Source organism: Pseudalkalibacillus berkeleyi (assembly GCF_021608225.1).
GTDB classification, from domain to species: Bacteria; Bacillota; Bacilli; order Bacillales; family Fictibacillaceae; genus Pseudalkalibacillus; species Pseudalkalibacillus berkeleyi.
Map to the genome: position 1 here is coordinate 1,182,923 of NZ_JAKIJS010000001.1, position 15,611 is coordinate 1,198,533.

General features: G+C 36.7%; 18 protein-coding genes and 2 pseudogenes. 15 read left to right on the plus strand and 5 right to left on the minus strand.

What is annotated here, in order from left to right; genetic code table 11:
• The first annotated feature begins 8 nt into the window (after window positions 1-8).
• From kapB to L2716_RS06265, 8 genes and pseudogenes are all read left to right on the plus strand, one after another.
• Window positions 9-392, plus strand: coding sequence for a kinase-associated lipoprotein KapB (kapB, locus tag L2716_RS06230; protein ID WP_236332822.1), 384 nt, complete (start codon window positions 9-11; stop codon window positions 390-392).
• Between the two features lie 143 nt (window positions 393-535).
• Window positions 536-1,717, plus strand: a complete 1,182-nt coding sequence (gene spoIIP / locus L2716_RS06235) for a stage II sporulation protein P (protein WP_236332824.1) — start codon at window positions 536-538, stop codon at window positions 1,715-1,717.
• Between the two features lie 116 nt (window positions 1,718-1,833).
• On the plus strand, window positions 1,834-2,481 hold the full coding sequence (locus L2716_RS06240; protein WP_236332825.1) for a YpjP family protein: 648 nt from the start codon (window positions 1,834-1,836) through the stop codon (window positions 2,479-2,481).
• Window positions 2,482-2,598: 117 nt separating this feature from the next.
• Window positions 2,599-3,096 (plus strand): annotated as a pseudogene (gene thyA / locus L2716_RS06245) (thymidylate synthase); the annotation flags it as partial.
• Between the two features lie 269 nt (window positions 3,097-3,365).
• Window positions 3,366-3,662, plus strand: a pseudogene (gene thyA, locus L2716_RS06250) (thymidylate synthase); the annotation flags it as partial.
• Window positions 3,659-4,144, plus strand: coding sequence for a dihydrofolate reductase (locus tag L2716_RS06255; RefSeq protein ID WP_236332826.1), 486 nt, complete (start codon window positions 3,659-3,661; stop codon window positions 4,142-4,144). The pseudogene thyA (L2716_RS06250) and the gene L2716_RS06255, both read left to right, overlap by 4 nt.
• Before the next feature lie 80 nt (window positions 4,145-4,224).
• Window positions 4,225-5,199, plus strand: a complete 975-nt coding sequence (locus tag L2716_RS06260) for an HD domain-containing protein (protein WP_236332828.1) — start codon at window positions 4,225-4,227, stop codon at window positions 5,197-5,199.
• 79 nt (window positions 5,200-5,278) lie between these two features.
• Window positions 5,279-5,791 (plus strand): 2'-5' RNA ligase family protein, encoded by a 513-nt coding sequence (locus L2716_RS06265; RefSeq protein WP_236332829.1) that lies wholly within the window; start codon window positions 5,279-5,281, stop codon window positions 5,789-5,791.
• A gap of 30 nt (window positions 5,792-5,821) precedes the next feature.
• Here the strand turns inward: L2716_RS06265 and L2716_RS06270 are convergent, their stop codons facing one another.
• Window positions 5,822-6,271: a hypothetical protein gene (locus tag L2716_RS06270; protein ID WP_236332831.1), complete on the minus strand. Its 450-nt coding sequence runs from the start codon at window positions 6,269-6,271 to the stop codon at window positions 5,822-5,824.
• Between the two features lie 56 nt (window positions 6,272-6,327).
• On the opposite strand from L2716_RS06270, the gene L2716_RS06275 reads away from it, so the two are divergent.
• From L2716_RS06275 to L2716_RS06290, 4 genes are all read left to right on the plus strand, one after another.
• Window positions 6,328-6,651 carry a hypothetical protein gene (locus L2716_RS06275; RefSeq protein WP_236332833.1) on the plus strand — a complete coding sequence of 108 codons (324 nt, stop codon included), beginning with the start codon at window positions 6,328-6,330 and terminating at the stop codon, window positions 6,649-6,651.
• Window positions 6,652-6,653: 2 nt separating this feature from the next.
• The gene (locus tag L2716_RS06280) at window positions 6,654-7,916 is read left to right on the plus strand and encodes a glutathionylspermidine synthase family protein (protein WP_236332834.1); all 1,263 of its coding nucleotides are present in this window, start codon (window positions 6,654-6,656) and stop codon (window positions 7,914-7,916) included.
• Between the two features lie 27 nt (window positions 7,917-7,943).
• The gene (locus tag L2716_RS06285; protein WP_236337815.1) at window positions 7,944-8,330 is read left to right on the plus strand and encodes a DUF350 domain-containing protein; all 387 of its coding nucleotides are present in this window, start codon (window positions 7,944-7,946) and stop codon (window positions 8,328-8,330) included.
• A gap of 91 nt (window positions 8,331-8,421) precedes the next feature.
• Window positions 8,422-8,946: an acyl-CoA thioesterase gene (locus L2716_RS06290; protein WP_236332836.1), complete on the plus strand. Its 525-nt coding sequence runs from the start codon at window positions 8,422-8,424 to the stop codon at window positions 8,944-8,946.
• Window positions 8,947-9,022: 76 nt separating this feature from the next.
• On the opposite strand, the gene L2716_RS06295 is transcribed toward L2716_RS06290, so the two are convergent.
• On the minus strand, window positions 9,023-9,367 hold the full coding sequence (locus tag L2716_RS06295) for a hypothetical protein (RefSeq protein ID WP_236332837.1): 345 nt from the start codon (window positions 9,365-9,367) through the stop codon (window positions 9,023-9,025).
• 205 nt (window positions 9,368-9,572) lie between these two features.
• Here L2716_RS06295 and L2716_RS06300 point away from each other — a divergent pair, with 205 nt between their 5' ends.
• Both L2716_RS06300 and L2716_RS06305 read left to right on the plus strand, forming a co-directional pair.
• Window positions 9,573-11,408, plus strand: a complete 1,836-nt coding sequence (locus L2716_RS06300; protein WP_236332839.1) for a PAS domain S-box protein — start codon at window positions 9,573-9,575, stop codon at window positions 11,406-11,408.
• A 15-nt stretch (window positions 11,409-11,423) separates the two neighbouring features.
• Window positions 11,424-12,053 carry an NUDIX hydrolase gene (locus L2716_RS06305; RefSeq protein ID WP_236332841.1) on the plus strand — a complete coding sequence of 210 codons (630 nt, stop codon included), beginning with the start codon at window positions 11,424-11,426 and terminating at the stop codon, window positions 12,051-12,053.
• 30 nt (window positions 12,054-12,083) lie between these two features.
• On the opposite strand, the gene L2716_RS06310 is transcribed toward L2716_RS06305, so the two are convergent.
• Window positions 12,084-13,139, minus strand: a complete 1,056-nt coding sequence (locus tag L2716_RS06310; protein ID WP_236332843.1) for a M20/M25/M40 family metallo-hydrolase — start codon at window positions 13,137-13,139, stop codon at window positions 12,084-12,086.
• 168 nt (window positions 13,140-13,307) lie between these two features.
• On the opposite strand from L2716_RS06310, the gene L2716_RS06315 reads away from it, so the two are divergent.
• Complete coding sequence (locus L2716_RS06315) at window positions 13,308-13,994, plus strand: GDSL-type esterase/lipase family protein (protein WP_236332844.1); 687 nt, start codon at window positions 13,308-13,310, stop codon at window positions 13,992-13,994.
• A gap of 42 nt (window positions 13,995-14,036) precedes the next feature.
• Here the strand turns inward: L2716_RS06315 and L2716_RS06320 are convergent, their stop codons facing one another.
• Both L2716_RS06320 and L2716_RS06325 read right to left on the minus strand, forming a co-directional pair.
• A complete protein-coding gene (locus L2716_RS06320; RefSeq protein WP_236337816.1) occupies window positions 14,037-14,888 on the minus strand; it encodes a metallophosphoesterase in 852 nt (283 codons plus the stop codon).
• A 56-nt stretch (window positions 14,889-14,944) separates the two neighbouring features.
• On the minus strand, window positions 14,945-15,520 hold the full coding sequence (locus L2716_RS06325) for a YkoP family protein (protein WP_236332846.1): 576 nt from the start codon (window positions 15,518-15,520) through the stop codon (window positions 14,945-14,947).
• Window positions 15,521-15,611 lie beyond the last annotated feature (91 nt).

Here is a 15,611-nt window from a genome sequence, read left to right on the forward strand (position 1 = left end):
GTGATGAATTGGATTTTAAAATTGGAGATTACGTTACAGCTTCCTACAAAACGGGGCGATATGTCGGGGAAATCATTGACTTCAAGCCGAAAATAGACAAGGCGGTTGTAAAGGTATTAGCAGTACTCACACATCCTAAGCAAGGAGATCTACATGCGCCAAATCAAGTCAATGTTCAATTGTTTCATGAACGAAAGGCACTCGCATACACAGAAAAAGCACTCGTACCTTTGACGAGTATGAAGGGATATGATGGTGAAATCCCAGAATATCGACATTCATTATTGGAATCTATTCAAAGACAAATGAAAGCTTTAGTCGAAGACGACAGTGAATATGCTAAAGCCTCCTATCAAAGGCTTGAAATTCTATTAAATGAATACGAAAAGTAAATCTATCAAACCGCGTCGTATCAGTGATGACGCGGTTTTGCCTATTCTATTAAAATCCATTCGGTTGTAAAATTGATACTTCTAATTTCGTTAGCTTGTACATAGGAATAGAGGTATAAAGCAACGCGAAAGGATGGGTATACATGAAACACAATCGATTGATCTATCATTTGAAGAAGTCAAAGAAAGAAACGTTGTTCAAGAGAGCAAGTATATATGCATCGATTGTGTTAATTTTGTTTGTGACTGTTTCAATTCTTGCCTCATCCTTTTTTGAAAAGCGATTCCAATCAAGTTCTTTGAAAGGAACATTAAACATCTTTTCAACGGAACAATTAGTTACTTTCATGGGAACGGTTAATCCATATTTCCAACAAGGACTTCCGAGTTCATATGAGCCACCTTCCATCCAAAGGCTATCCTTTGAACTAGCAACGAACATTAAACCAGGGGACATTCGTTCTCTACTAGGCAGAGAACTACCTGGGTTTGCGATATTCGACACTGAAATTTTAGTTGCAGGAGAAGGAACCGACTATACAACCTTACCAATTGAATCCGCACCCCCACTTGATGTGTTGTTGAAAGAACGGGAAGTTGCTGAGGAAAAATTAAAAGTTGTTGATTCAAAAGATAAGCCTAAACCAAATATGACGACAAATGGTCGCAAAGTGGTATATGTCTATCAATCTCATTCATACGAATCCTTTATACCACTTTTAAAAGGTGCAAAAGTTCCCAATGATGCGAATTCCTCAAACCCGAAAGCGAATATGATCAGGGTTGGGGAAATCCTGGCAAATGAGTTTGAACAAAGAGGGATTGGAACACTACAAGATCGAACCAATACTGGTGAAAAATTATTAAGCCGAGGTTGGCAACATGGGAATGCTTACCAATTATCGAGAGAAACAGTAAAAGCAGCCGTTTCTAATAACACAGATATTACCTTTTCATTTGATCTCCATCGAGACTCTTTAAGAAGAGAAAAGACAACAGCAAAGATTAATGGGAAAAGTTATGCTAAGTTAATGTTTGTAATTGGAGAAGCCAACCCAAACTTTGAAAAAAACGCACAACTTGCAGAAGAATTACACAAGTTGCTTAATCAAAAATTTCCTGGATTAAGCCGAGGTGTATTACTAAAAAGTAAGAGTGAAGGTAACGGGTTATACAACCAAGATCTGTCTGACCGAGCTGCACTCATGGAGGTCGGCGGTGTCGACAACAACCTCGAAGAAATTCAACGATCAATGGAAGCATTCGCCGAGGTTTTTGCTGAATATTATTGGAAAGATGAGAAAGTCAATGCAGGAAGTAACTGATTCGTAGCGAATAAAACATAAGTGGAGTTAATCTTCACATTATTCTCACATTTATCTTCTTTAGCTTATGAGATAATAAATATACGAATCTTTTAACAGACTGAGGTTGAATGAAAATGCCAAACTGGTTAAGAAAAACGCTCGTCATTTTAATTACCGTATTTACATTGGGGACCGTATCACCACCGCCTCATCTGCTAGCGGAAAGTGATGAACGATCATCAACGGAATCCACTGCTACAGTTACAAATAATGATTTCGTAGACATATCAAGTTCAACAAACGATAGTTCTGAAAGTGACCTCCCAAATAGAACATGGCAAGAGGTTGCTGCTACATATGAAGATCCAGCAGAATTACAAGATGCATTCATCACATACACATTACACCAAGCGACCGAACAGACAAAAGAAAAGTTTGGTGAGCGGATTGAAGCAAAGCGCGGTGAAGAATTTAGGACGGTTATTTTACCGAAAATTGAAGAAACGATCATCCAACTAAGTAACCAGCTGAACGTTGAAGAAATGAGGAACTTAAACATTTCTGAACAGCCTTCAAAAGGGAAAAGTGAGAAGATTTTTCATATTTCAAATGCTATGACCATGAAAGATGTTTTCAGATTGCATGTACGAAGAGAGAATCCTCCCGGCCAAGGTCATTGGTTCTCGTTCCATTATCATGAAGCAAGTGATAACTTTGAAAGCCATCATGAACTAGGAAGTATATATTGGGATCGAAATACACCTCCGAATTGGATGAGCTAAGCAACCTGAAATCAGGTTGCTTTTTGTATGTGATCTCGATTTTCATCCTGTAAGCATTAAATCCATAATGCTATAATTGGTACAGGAAAGAAAAAGAGAATAGAAGAGAGGGATATCATGGAACAATACTTAGATTTGTGCCGTCACATACTAGAAAATGGCACAAAGAAGGATGATCGAACAGGAACTGGAACAGTGAGTGTTTTCGGTTATCAAATGAGGTTCGATCTACAAAAAGGCTTCCCGATGATTACAACCAAGAAGTTGCATCTAAAATCTATCATTCATGAGTTGCTTTGGTTTCTAAATGGAGATACGAACGTGAAATATCTTCAAGATCATGGCGTCCGTATTTGGAATGAATGGGCAGATGAAAAGGGAGATTTAGGACCTGTCTACGGAAAACAATGGCGTTCTTGGTCAAAACCAGATGGCGGGACAGTTGATCAGATTACGAGAGTTGTCGAAGAAATTAAGAAGAATCCTGACTCAAGAAGACTGGTTGTCAATGCATGGAATGCAGGGGAACTAGATGAAATGGCACTCACACCTTGTCATTGCCTCTTCCAGTTCTATGTAAACGACGGTAAGTTATCGTGTCAGTTGTATCAGCGTTAACATATGAGCGCCTTTACAGAGTAATCTGTATCGAAAACTCTACTAAACGGGGAAACTCTCTATGGAGACAATCCCGTGCTAAACTTCCAGAGACAAGGAAGTAATGCCGAACGACTAGAGCTTTATGCTCGTAAGGTGTAAGCGGTTGACACCTGAAACGTAGAGCATCCTGTTATTAGGATGATGATATAGTCTAATCTGCATGGTGACATGCAGCAGTTCATAAGAGAACGGGTTATGCGTAGCGAGCATAATTGAATATCATGTCTGCTGACACATTTCTAGGAGTACCTTTCAACATCGCATCCTATGCACTTCTCACGATGATGATTGCGCAAGTTTGTGATCTTGAGCCTGGTGAGTTTGTCCATACATTTGGTGACGCACACATTTATCTAAATCACATTGAACAAGTCAACTTGCAGCTTACTAGAGACACGAGAGAGTTACCAACTATGAAAATAAATCCAGAAGTAAAATCAATCTTTGATTTCAAATTCGAGGATTTCACATTAGAAAATTACAATCCACATCCACACATTAAAGGAGCCGTATCTGTATGATTTCACTATTGTTTGCGATGGGGAGTAACCGAGTAATCGGGAAAGATAATGATCTTCCATGGCATTTACCTGAAGATTTAAAGTGGTTCAAAAAGGTCTCAACAGGACATACAATCATCATGGGACGCAAAACGTATGAATCAATCGGAAAACCTTTACCAAATCGTAAAAATGTAATTGTAACAACAGATCAATCCTACGAAGCTGAAGGCTGTGTAGTTACCCACTCAATAGAGGAAGCTTTACAACAAAGTGGGGATGAAAAAGTAGTCATTGGTGGAACTCAGATTTTTAAACAAGTATTAGATCAAACGGACCGCATCTACATGACGTATATAGATGAAGAATTTGAGGGTGATACTTTCTTCCCGGAACTTGATGATTCAAATTGGATACTCAAGTCCAAAGAAAAAGGGATTAAAGATGAAAAGAACCCATATGATTATTACTTCATGATTTATGATCGTAAATCGAACGCATAACGATATGAAATCTATTGTGTCTGACAATATGCAATTTAGTCAGACACAATTCTTTTTCTGAACTTGTAAAGGAGTCTTATATGTACATAGAAGATCGTTTATACGGAACATTTGAAGTAGAGCCCGTTTTGTCAGACTTAATTCTATCGGACGCTGTTCAACGCTTAAAGCATGTTCATCAAAATGGTGCTAGCTATTTGATGAATTCAAAATGGAACAACACAAGATACGACCATTCAATAGGTGTCATGTGTTTAATTAGAACACTAGGCGGTACTGTAGAGGAACAAATTGCCGGCCTTTTACACGATGTCTCTCACACAGCATTCTCTCATGTTGTAGATGATGCGTTAGGTGAAGTGAATGAAGATTATCATGAACAGATCAAAGAGCAAATGATCCTGAATTCGGACATCCCTTCCATTTTGAAAAACTATCAATATAACCTACACTCCGTTTTGGATGAGTCAAAATGGATGATACTTGAACAATCTGCTCCACGCTTGTGCGCGGATCGGATCGATTATACGTTGAGGGATCTCTATGGATATGGTGAAATTTCGAAATTAGAGGTAGAAAAATTTTTGAAAAGTATGGTTTTGTACAAGGGGAGAATCCATCTAAATAAACAAAGTGCAGCAGAATGGTTTGTTAAACAGTATTATCGAGAAGTGTTGGACTTCTTTTTACACCCATTAAATATTTATAGCAATCATGTAATGGCAGAGATATTGAAGCTCGCTATTCAGAAATCAGTCATAACGAAAGATGATTTTCTATTAACGGACGAACAATTACTAAGTAAAATACAAGTCTCAACAGACCATGAAATTAGAACAAATATAAAGCAACTTTCTTCACCAGTAAAAGTAATTGAAACACAGGACGATTATGATATCCAGGTGAAAAAAAAGTTGAGATTAATTGACCCAGAGGTACTCATAGATAATGAAAGCATGCATGTAAGCGAACTTTCCCAAGACGTAAAGGATATGAATGCGAAAGCGAAACAACGATCTCTAAAAGGTGTGAAAATAAAAGTCATCACGCAATAAAATTTCACGTACCGTACTAGATAGCAAAATTTCTAATACAACGTTTAATAAGAATAGGTAAGAGGAGTGGGACGTTACAATGAACAAGACGAGAGCGATTTCGATTTTCTTGAAACGAAGTAATCTTGAATGTGTTGAAATGATACGTTCCAAGTACGATGATTTGTTTCATAAAATACCGCCTCATATTACACTTGTTTTCCCTTTTCGGAGTGACCTCACCCTGGAGGCGTGTATTGAACATATGCATTCTTGTTTACAAGGTTATGAATCATTCTCCATTCGCTTGGAAGGATTAAAAGTTGCGGATGACGGTTGTTTATTCTTGCTTGTTCGAGATGGGAAGGAACAAATTGAACAATTAAATCGATCCCTTTATTCAGGACCATTGAGAACATACAAGTCCGAAGAACACACATTCATTCCTCATGTCACTATTGGACGCTTTAATCATATTGAACAGGCAAAAGCTGTGCAAAAAAAAGTTGCACAGCTCATCCCAAATTTGAGTCTACTTGTTGATCGAATTACATTAGAATCGATTGGCGTTCATGGATATTCTGAACTTGAATATGTATACCAATTGAATTAAATTGAATCTTTTTTGAAAATGAATCGTAAACTACAGTGAAGATGGTTTAACATACATGACATAAGCTCGTCGATCTTCATCTATTTCTGTAGCGACTCTTTCATATTCGGTATCTGTCAATTGTACATAGTCTGAGCTAATATATGCGAGTACTTCCTCATGATTTTGACACTCAACTGTTTGTAGAATCGGTGAATCGACATATTGTTTCCATTCACGTATTTCTAATGTTACGAATTCATAAGTAGGTGCTTCATCAAATATTTCTTCCTTTGTATCAATGGACAAGTATATGACGAACAGATTCGATTCATATGAAGTTGAAGTCTTTGTGTAAATTTGATTCTTCTTAACGTAGAAATCGCATAACCGTCTTGAGAATAGCTCTCCAAAGCTGAGGTCTTCATAATGATATAAAGCTGGGAATCCATTTCTCTCATCAAACAAACGATATTCTAACCGGTTAGTAAGAGTGCTCAATTATTACCACCACCATATTTATTAGATATAATGATTATATAAGAGGAGGGAAATTGATGAAAGGAACAAAGACAAAAAAATTAATGACAGGTGTGTTATCTACTGTTGTTGCAACTTCTATGACGGGATGCGGCAACCAGCAAAGCCTACCACCTGAACCAGACGATCCCAACTGTGATGAATGGGAATGGGAAGCTGAAGATGGTGTTTATGAGTGTGAGGATTTTGACTCTGATTACAACGGTTACTTGTTCTATGCAGGCGCTTATTATATGACAAAAAGTAAATTAAAAAAAAGCTCAGCCTATAAGAAATATAGATCTAGCAAAAGCTTCAAAGGGGGCTTTGGCTCAGGGTCTAAAGGTGGATTTGGGGGTTAATCGTGTTTGATCAACTTCAACATTCAACGAGAAGAGATAAGTTTTATAAAGAGGTTAAAGACTTTTGGCATGATTTAGATGGGGATGAATATGCACTATTCGATTGCTATTCTATGTCTGAGGAAGAAATTCACGAAATTAGGGTTGCAACAGAAATCGTAGGACAAGTTTATATCAAAACAGCGTCAATATTAAGAGAATTAAGTGATGAGATTCTCCTTCAATTGGATATACCACAAGCTGTACTTCCATATATCAGAACGAAAAGTCTAGCTGCCGAAATGCTGATTTCAAGAGTTGATTTGGTAAAAACACCCGAAGGATTAAAAGTATTGGAAGTAAATGCAGATACACCAACTTTTGAAAAAGAAGTATTCCATGTTAACGGGCAAGTTGCCAATCATTTTAATTATGATGATCCGAACGAAGGTTTTGAAAACAAGCTAGCTGAAACCATACATACAACAGTTCAGAAGAGCCTTCAATCTCTTCAAAAGCCTATGAATGCAAATATCATCTTCACATCCCATGGCGATCATGAAGAAGATCGGCTAACAACAAGATATTTAATGGAGATCAGTGGATTAAATGCAAGATATGTACCTCTAGACCAATTGCAATTATGTAAGGAAGATGGAAGAAGTATTCTCCTCGACGATCTTGGAGAACCAGTTGATGTCCTATACCGTCAGACATATCCTTTGGAACATTTGGTTAACGATAAGGACCCAGATACTGAAGAGTATGTTGGTGTTGAATTGATGAAGCTCATTCATGAAAAAAGCATCATATGTTTTAATCCTCTATCTGCATTCTTACTCCAATCTAAAGCTGTGCAAGCTGTCATTTGGGGACTGCATGAAGAAGGAAGTACTTTTTATACAAAGGAAGAACATCAATGGATTGATACCTATTTTTTACCTACTTATCTAGATGCAGAGCCCTTTCTGGAACAGTCAGTTCCTTTCGTAAAAAAGCCGAGCTTCGGTAGAGAAGGAGACACTGTTGAAGTATATGATGCCGATGGAAAGATGGTCAATGCAGATCAAAACAAAACGTACAAAGAGTCCATACCTGTATATCAAAAATATGTGAGCCTACCAACAACGACCATAAATACGTGTAAAGGGCAAGTGGATGCTCATCTTTTGATTGGGAGTTTCCTCATTAAAGGTGAAGCAAGCGCAATCGGACTACGTGCAGGAAATCAAATCACGGACAATCAAGCATACTTTTTACCCGTAGGTATGTACAATGTAAAATAGAAAGGGAGTAGAAGACAAATGGAACTAATACTAAATTTTTTAGCTTACTTTGGAGTCGGTCTTTGTTTATTAATTGTGGGGATCTTCTTATTTGAAATGACAACCAAAAATAAGGAATTCAAATTAATTGCAGAGGGGAACAAAGCCGCCGCATACGCACTAGGTGGAAAAATAATCGGCCTTTCAATCGTCCTTTATTCATCTATCGCGAATTCAATCAGTCTTTATGACATGATCGTTTGGGGTGCTGTAGCGATCATCGTGCAAATTCTTGCTTTTTATATCGTAGAGTGGATGACACCTAAATTCCACATTACACAAGCCATTGATGAAGACAATCAAGCAGTAGGTCTCTTTCTATTATTTGTTTCAATAGCTCTTGGACTAACCATTGCAGGGTCACTCACGTACTAATGAATTGCAATTACTTGCTTCCAAACCATGTATGATATATCATATCCGCGTAAATGATAATCTAAAATAGCGATATAAGGAGTAAGTAGTAATGACGGTAAAAGCAAAAAGTGTAAGAGAATCAAGGACGGTAAAGAGCAGTCATGTGCTTCCTCCAGATACAAATACGCATGGGACTTTATTTGGTGGTAAACTGATGGCTTATATTGATGATGTTGCTGCAATTGCGGCAACTCGACATGCAAGACAACATGTCGTAACCGCATCAAGTGACTCTGTTGACTTCCTACATCCGATAAAAGAAGGATATTCTGTTTGTTTAGAAGCATTTGTTTCTTGGACTCACAGGACATCGATGGAAGTGTTCGTCAAAGTAATTTCAGAAAATCTACTCACTGGAGAACGAAAATTATGCGCCTTGTCTTTTTTAACGTTTGTCGCGATTGATGATCAAGGTAAACCAGCTCCTGTTCCAAGTGTGATTGCTGAATCTGAAGAAGAGAAATGGCTGTTTGATGGTGCGCCTAAACGTGCTGAAAGAAGAAGGAAACGAAGAGATGAGAGTAAGCAACTCTCACGAAATTTTGGAACTGAAAAACCATGGGAACGATCATAATTTAAATGTATTAGTTACACAAAAAGGCAGAGCTCATTGGGCACTACTCATCCAATGGAGCTCTGCTATTATTTTCCTATTTTAATTGTGGTTTTTCGCTTAGTTTAGGAAGTATATTCATCTTCTCAATTTCCTTCTTTGTATATGAAGTACCTAGTGTGTAAATCCACTTGTAAATTTCGAGTAATTTCGTATAGGTGATGTTCCGGTCCACATCTACAGCTGCTTCATTAAAATGCGTTAAGTTCCAAAAATCTTCTTTTTCCACGTCTTCAGAAGAATTGTACGACTCTACCGCAACTTTAAATTGGTTTAATTCATCATCGGTTGCATTGATTTCAAACAATTGAAGTTGAGCATCGGCTTCCATACGAAAAATATCGCCTTTAGGTGAAACAAAATAAGTATTTCGTTGTTTCATAATCATCCCCTCTAATCATTGTAAGATTATTAGTTAAATTCCACATTCTACTTGTTCTTAAACGTAAGGGGGAACCGTATCGATATTTCGACAAAAAACATGTTATTTCGTTCAGATAGGTAATTTTTTTGCATTTGCTAGAAGGTAATGAGAAGATTTTGTCAAACTATGATACAGAGTAAATAAATTTGTGTGAGGTAAAAGTATGTATTCAAACAAAAAATATAAAGCCTCGAACAATTCTTCAATAAAGGATTTATTAAACTCAGACATGTATAAATCCTTGTTTGATTACAATTGTGACGCAATTTGGGCAATTAATTTAGATGGCATGATTCTTAAAATAAATGATGCTGCAAAATCAATGTTTAAAATGAAGGAAAATCAGTATTTACATACAGCTATCAATTTATGGATTGAGATCGATGACGAAACATTATTCTTTGATTGTCTTTCTTCTTCCAAACCACATATGTTTAAGGGGAAATTGGATACCGAAGAATTGTACATAACGCTAGAAATGACAAGCATTCCTATCATAATCGATAGCGAAATCATAGGTCGATTCATCCAAATGAAGGATAGGACGATCGAAACGCGTGAAGTGGATCATATGAGGTCTGAAAATGCTTATTGGGAATCATTTATGAATCATTCTACTGATGCGATTGGATTATTTGATTTGGATGGTAATATTATCAAATTAAATAGAGCTACGGAAGACATATTTCTTTACTCAAGAGAGGAGCTTCTCGGGAACAAAGTTATTACGATTCCTGACGAATCCTATAGAGATGAAGTTGAATTTCTTCAAAGGAAAGTAAAATCTGGGAAGTCAGTTGTAGAATATGAGACGATCCGTAAACGTAAAGATGGAAAATTAATTGATGTAGCCATTACATACTCTCCACTGTATGACTTTGAGGGGAACATGATTGCGATGGCCAATATTTTAAGGGACATTACTGAGCGGAAAAATGCTGAAAATGAATTGAGAGATCGAGAGGCGAAATACCGTTTAATCGCTGAAAATACAGCCGACCTAATTCGAGTGCTAGATTTAAATAATACCATTACATACACATCACCATCTCATACTTGGATGCTCGGCAGGGATACAGACAAGTATCAATATGGTGATGGGTTTCAGTTTGTTCATCCTTTAGATCATCACCATTTAAATGCTTTATACGAAGAGATGTTAACCACAAAACAACCACTAAATATCGAATTTCGTGAACAACATGCAAGTGGGGAGTGGATACCATTAGAAGCAAGGTGTATGCCTGTACTGGATCAAAATCATAATGTAACTTCTGTAGTGATGGTTATACGTGATTTATCTGAGAGAAAGAACACTGAAGAACTTCTGCGTAACTCTGACAAACTGGCAATTATCGGTCAGCTCGCTGCAAGTATTGCGCATGAAATTCGTAACCCATTAACCTCATTAAAAGGCTTCTTGCAATTTTTCTATTCTAATGGAGATGAGCTTTCTAGAAACTATTATGAATTAATGTTGTCTGAAGTTGAGAGAATCAATCTTATCGTCAGTGAATTTCTGCTTCTTGCTAAGCCACAATCCTCTAATTTCAAAGAAACAGAGATTAACGAACTCTTTAATCACTTATTAGCATTAGTAGATAGTCAAGCAATTATGGAAAATGTGGAGCTCTCTTTGGAAATAGATGAAGAGATTCCAAAAATCTATGGTGATAGTAACCAATTAAAACAGGTTTTCTTAAATTATATTAAGAATGCAATAGAAGCTTGTTCTACGGGAGGGCAAATTGACATATCCGTTTCTACAAAGCTTGATATGGTTGAAATAAAAATTAAGGATAATGGTAGTGGAATTAAAGAAGATCATTTAAACAAAATCGGCACACCTTTCTTTACTACTAAAGAAAAAGGAACGGGTCTAGGATTAATGATTAGCGAAAGAATTATTTCCAACCATAAAGGAACCGTACGCTTCGAAAGTAAAGAAGGCTTAGGGACGACAGTAACCATCCACATCCCTTATCAAAAGAAAGCCTAGAAAGGGGCACATTTGTTGAGTGAGTGGTTAAGCATTTATGATGAGTCACACATGCCAAAAGGGATTGCTTCTAGGTCTGAAGTTCACCGACGAGGCTTATGGCATGATACTTTCCATTATTGGTTAGTCTGCAAGGAAGAGGAACAGAATTATATATACTTTCAGATTCGAAGTGATGACAAAACGGATTATCCAGGTCTCGTCGATATCACTGCAGCCGGCCATATTCTCGAAAATGAGACTGTTGAAGATGGGATAAGAGAGATTCAAGAGGAATTAGGAATCAACGTTTGCATCCATGATCTTGAAAAACTAGGGATCGTCCGTTATCAAGTTTCGAATGGGGAATTGATTGATAAAGAGTTTGCACATACATATTTGCATAGACCAACGGAAAATATCGAGCATTTCAAGCTTCAAAAAAGTGAAGTGAAGGGGATGGTTAAGGCAGATTTCAATAGCTTCTATTCTTTCTGCTTTGATAAGTTCAGTCGTTTAGAAGTACAAGGGTTTGAAGTGAACGGAAAGGATCAATTTATTCCGGTAAACAGAAGCATAACACGTTCTGAATTTGTCGGACACAGTGATCTCTTTTTCAAAGAAATTGCTACATTAATCAATAACAAACTAAAAGAGGCAGATTAAACATAATGTTTAATCTGCCTCTTTCTATCATTATTCAACTGGTTTTAAGTTTTCAGTTCCATCAAGTGAGAGGATTAACTCTGTTATAAGCGTAATTTCATCTTCAATATCCTGTAAACTAGCAGTTTCAACAGGGGAATGCATATAGCGAAGAGGTAAGGAAACAAGTGAAACAGGAACACCTTTCCCTGTTAATCTCATTCTGTCTGCATCTGTACCTGTTACTCGTGGGGTCAATTCATATTGAATATTTATTTTATGCTTTCTAGCTGTTTCCTCGAGAAGGTTGTTAATCTTCAAATGGATAGGTGCACCCTTAGCAAGTACAGGACCTCCGTCTAAACGTATATCTCCATGCTTTGCTTTATTAACACCTGGATAATCGGTAGCAAAAGTCACATCAACCGCTAAGGCGAAATCAGGTTCAACTTGTGAGGCTGCAAAATATGCGCCACCCATGTTTGTTTCTTCATTGACCGTACTTACTGAATATACGCCAACTTTAGGATTCTTTTTGGAAACCCTACGCAGTACTTCTGCAACGATATATGCACCCGTTCGATTATCAAGTCCACGTCCACTAATTCGATTATTCATCAAGAATTCTAAATTTCTTCTATAAATGGCAAGATCACCAATTTGTACGAATTGTTCCATTTCTTCCTTACTCGTTGCACCACAATCTATGTATAGATCTTCAAAATTATATTCATCCTTAATGCCACCATGATGTTCGGCATTTACACCGACGACACCTGTAATGGTTTGCTTGTATCCTAATATTTCAACCTTCATGCCGATCGCTGGTTTATGGCTGATACCACCTAATTTAGTGAAGTGAAGAAATCCATCATCATCTATTCGAGTAATCATAAACCCGATTTCATCACAATGACCTGCGAGTAATACTTTAAATGGAGCATCTGGATTAATAACTCCATATGCGTTTCCGATATTATCTGTTTCAACCTTGTCTGCAAAGGACTGAACATAATCAATCCACTTCCTTTGAATGCCCATCTCAAAACCCGATGGGGAAGGGGTAGATAATAAATTCTTCAAAAATTGTTGAGATTCGTATTCCATGTCGTACCTCCTAAGTAAATATCCATATCTATCATAACTTTAAAATGCCGAAAACACAAAGCGCGTATACATGAACACCTATTTTCCAATTCCATACACCGTTGTCCATACCAGTAGTTGAATTTGGACATAACGTATTATGTATGAAGATGATGTGGGTGAAAAACAATGGAGAAAAAGAAATTAACATACGTTGCGATAGGTGATTCATTAACAATTGGTATCGGTACGAGTCGTCAAACGAATTTTGTTTCAATGTATACCAATTCATTAGAAGAGGATTTTGATTGTAGTGTAAATGTACATGTCTTTGCAAGAAATGGAGCTAAGACAAACCGTATATTGGATTACTTCAAAAAGAAAAAGGTTCGTCAAGCCATAAAAGATGCTGATGTTATTTCAATCACCGCTGGGGGTAATGACCTCAAGAAAATAGTGAAAAAGTACATGAGAACAAAGGACGAGGGAATCATCAGAGAAGCCGTATTGTTAAGTATGAAAAACATTTCTAGCATGATCAATGAAATTCATTCTTTAAAACAGGGTGAAAGTAAATACTTGATTAGGGTAGTTGGTCTTTATAACCCTTATTCGCACTTAAATTTTAGTCATAAATGGATACGATTGTTTAATGATAGACTGAAAAATTTTGAGAGTGATCAATTAAAGGTTGTTGAAATATATGAAGGTTTTGAAAAGGGTGGTCGTTCAGTTTTGTCCATCGACAGGCTTCACCCAAACAAAGAGGGGTATCTAATCATAACTAAAGCACTCTTAAAATGCGGATATGTTCCTTTAGTAAGAAAGAAGGCATTAAATTTCACATTCCCATACTTAACCGTAAGAAAGAGCTGAAAAAGTAGTTTTATCAACCCTTTTTCAGCTCTTAAAAAGGAGCTACGATGCTGATTCTGTTTGCGTTTTTTCTTTTGATAAAGAGAGTTTGTGGATCGTGATTTCTGGTCTTGAACCTACACGTATGTTTATACCAGTTTGACCTAAACCCTCGCTAATATAGAAAGGTTTTCCATACATATAATGTAAGCCTTGGACCATTCTCATTCTTGCTAATTTCCCCATTTTTATCAAGTGATAAGGCTTTGGCCAATGAATTTGTCCATTATGGAAGTGACCGGAAAGTAAATAATCAAAAGGATGATCCTTCATGTTCAAAATAATGTTAGGGTCATGAGTAAGGACAAGATTAAAATCAGCTTCATTCAATGCATGATAACTATCTGACAAACGACTCCTACCCGTACTATAATCATCTATGCCGATAATATTTATCATTAATCCATGCATTACAATTTGTGTATGCTCATTTCTAAACGTTCGTACACCAAATTCATTCAACGTTTTTTCTAAATGCGCAAAGTACGGCTCTTTTAAAACGTAATCATGATTACCAAAAACAGCAAAACAACCTAATGTAGGTTTCAGTTGTTTAAAGACTTCAAGATATGCGGGGAGTTTCTTTAATGTTCGTTTGCGATCTAAGTAGTCTCCAGTTAGTGCAATTAAATCAATGTCTTCATCCTTCAGTTGATCATATAACTCTTCAGGACTTATGGATATGTTTTCTAAGTGCATATCGGAAATTTGAAGTACGTTTAAGGTATTACAACATTGTTTTTTCCCGTTGTTAATCGTTATCCTTTCAAGCTGTATGTTTTTCGTGTTGTTATAGGCTTTCCATATAAATATCGAAAGTAAGATAACGAATAATGCAGTAACGAACAAACCAATCCCCTCCTATAACAATTATAGGAAATGGATTGGTGATTGTAACCGGTAAATACTGGTTACTTGTTTATATTTGATTGGTAGCGATTGAACAATTGCGTTTTTGACATCATTAAATAATGTGGTTTTAAGGTGAAGAATTGTTTCTCTTTATTGCTTGAAAGAATTGCAATAGGTATGAGTGAACTCAGCTTAAAGATCCGATACCATTTGTTTTGAATGATAAAAGGCTCAAAACCAAGCTTTTGACATCCTCTCTCTAATAGAGTAATCCCTACAATCCCCTTGATTTCATTACAATCTTTATGTTTTTCCAAATACTTTGCAACATGTGGTAATGATGTCTTTATTTTCTGAAATAGACAGACGACCTTTTTAAAATCGTTATCGATATGATGAAGATCTTTAATCAGCTTGACATTATGAAGGTGTATTTTCACGAGTAAATCATTTTTCTTAATTTCTGTTCCATCCTTTAATATGACTGTCCGACCTTTATATCGTGTTAACCTTACTCGGAAAACGCAGTCCGAAGAGTCCTCATTCATACCTAAGTATGTTAACCGTGTAAATAGATAATAAACGGGATCTAATGTATGCCAGATGGATAATGCATAACCCCTAATCATCTCCATATCCATTTCTCCTTTACAACCCTAAACCTTATACATCGTCCTTATTGTTCTCTTCCTCCATGGAATGTAATAGAGGTAATAACAGGATAGA

Coding starts and splice junctions, on each gene's coding strand:
- L2716_RS06300 (WP_236332839.1), top strand. CDS start 9,573: ATGTATTCAAACAAAAAATATAAAGCCTCGAACAATTCTTCAATAAAG.
- L2716_RS06295 (WP_236332837.1), bottom strand. CDS start 9,367: ATGAAACAACGAAATACTTATTTTGTTTCACCTAAAGGCGATATTTTT.
- L2716_RS06290 (WP_236332836.1), top strand. CDS start 8,422: ATGACGGTAAAAGCAAAAAGTGTAAGAGAATCAAGGACGGTAAAGAGC.
- L2716_RS06240 (WP_236332825.1), top strand. CDS start 1,834: ATGCCAAACTGGTTAAGAAAAACGCTCGTCATTTTAATTACCGTATTT.
- L2716_RS06310 (WP_236332843.1), bottom strand. CDS start 13,139: ATGGAATACGAATCTCAACAATTTTTGAAGAATTTATTATCTACCCCT.
- L2716_RS06260 (WP_236332828.1), top strand. CDS start 4,225: ATGTACATAGAAGATCGTTTATACGGAACATTTGAAGTAGAGCCCGTT.
- spoIIP (WP_236332824.1), top strand. CDS start 536: ATGAAACACAATCGATTGATCTATCATTTGAAGAAGTCAAAGAAAGAA.
- L2716_RS06275 (WP_236332833.1), top strand. CDS start 6,328: ATGAAAGGAACAAAGACAAAAAAATTAATGACAGGTGTGTTATCTACT.
- L2716_RS06315 (WP_236332844.1), top strand. CDS start 13,308: ATGGAGAAAAAGAAATTAACATACGTTGCGATAGGTGATTCATTAACA.
- L2716_RS06265 (WP_236332829.1), top strand. CDS start 5,279: ATGAACAAGACGAGAGCGATTTCGATTTTCTTGAAACGAAGTAATCTT.
- L2716_RS06255 (WP_236332826.1), top strand. CDS start 3,659: ATGATTTCACTATTGTTTGCGATGGGGAGTAACCGAGTAATCGGGAAA.
- L2716_RS06325 (WP_236332846.1), bottom strand. CDS start 15,520: ATGGAGATGATTAGGGGTTATGCATTATCCATCTGGCATACATTAGAT.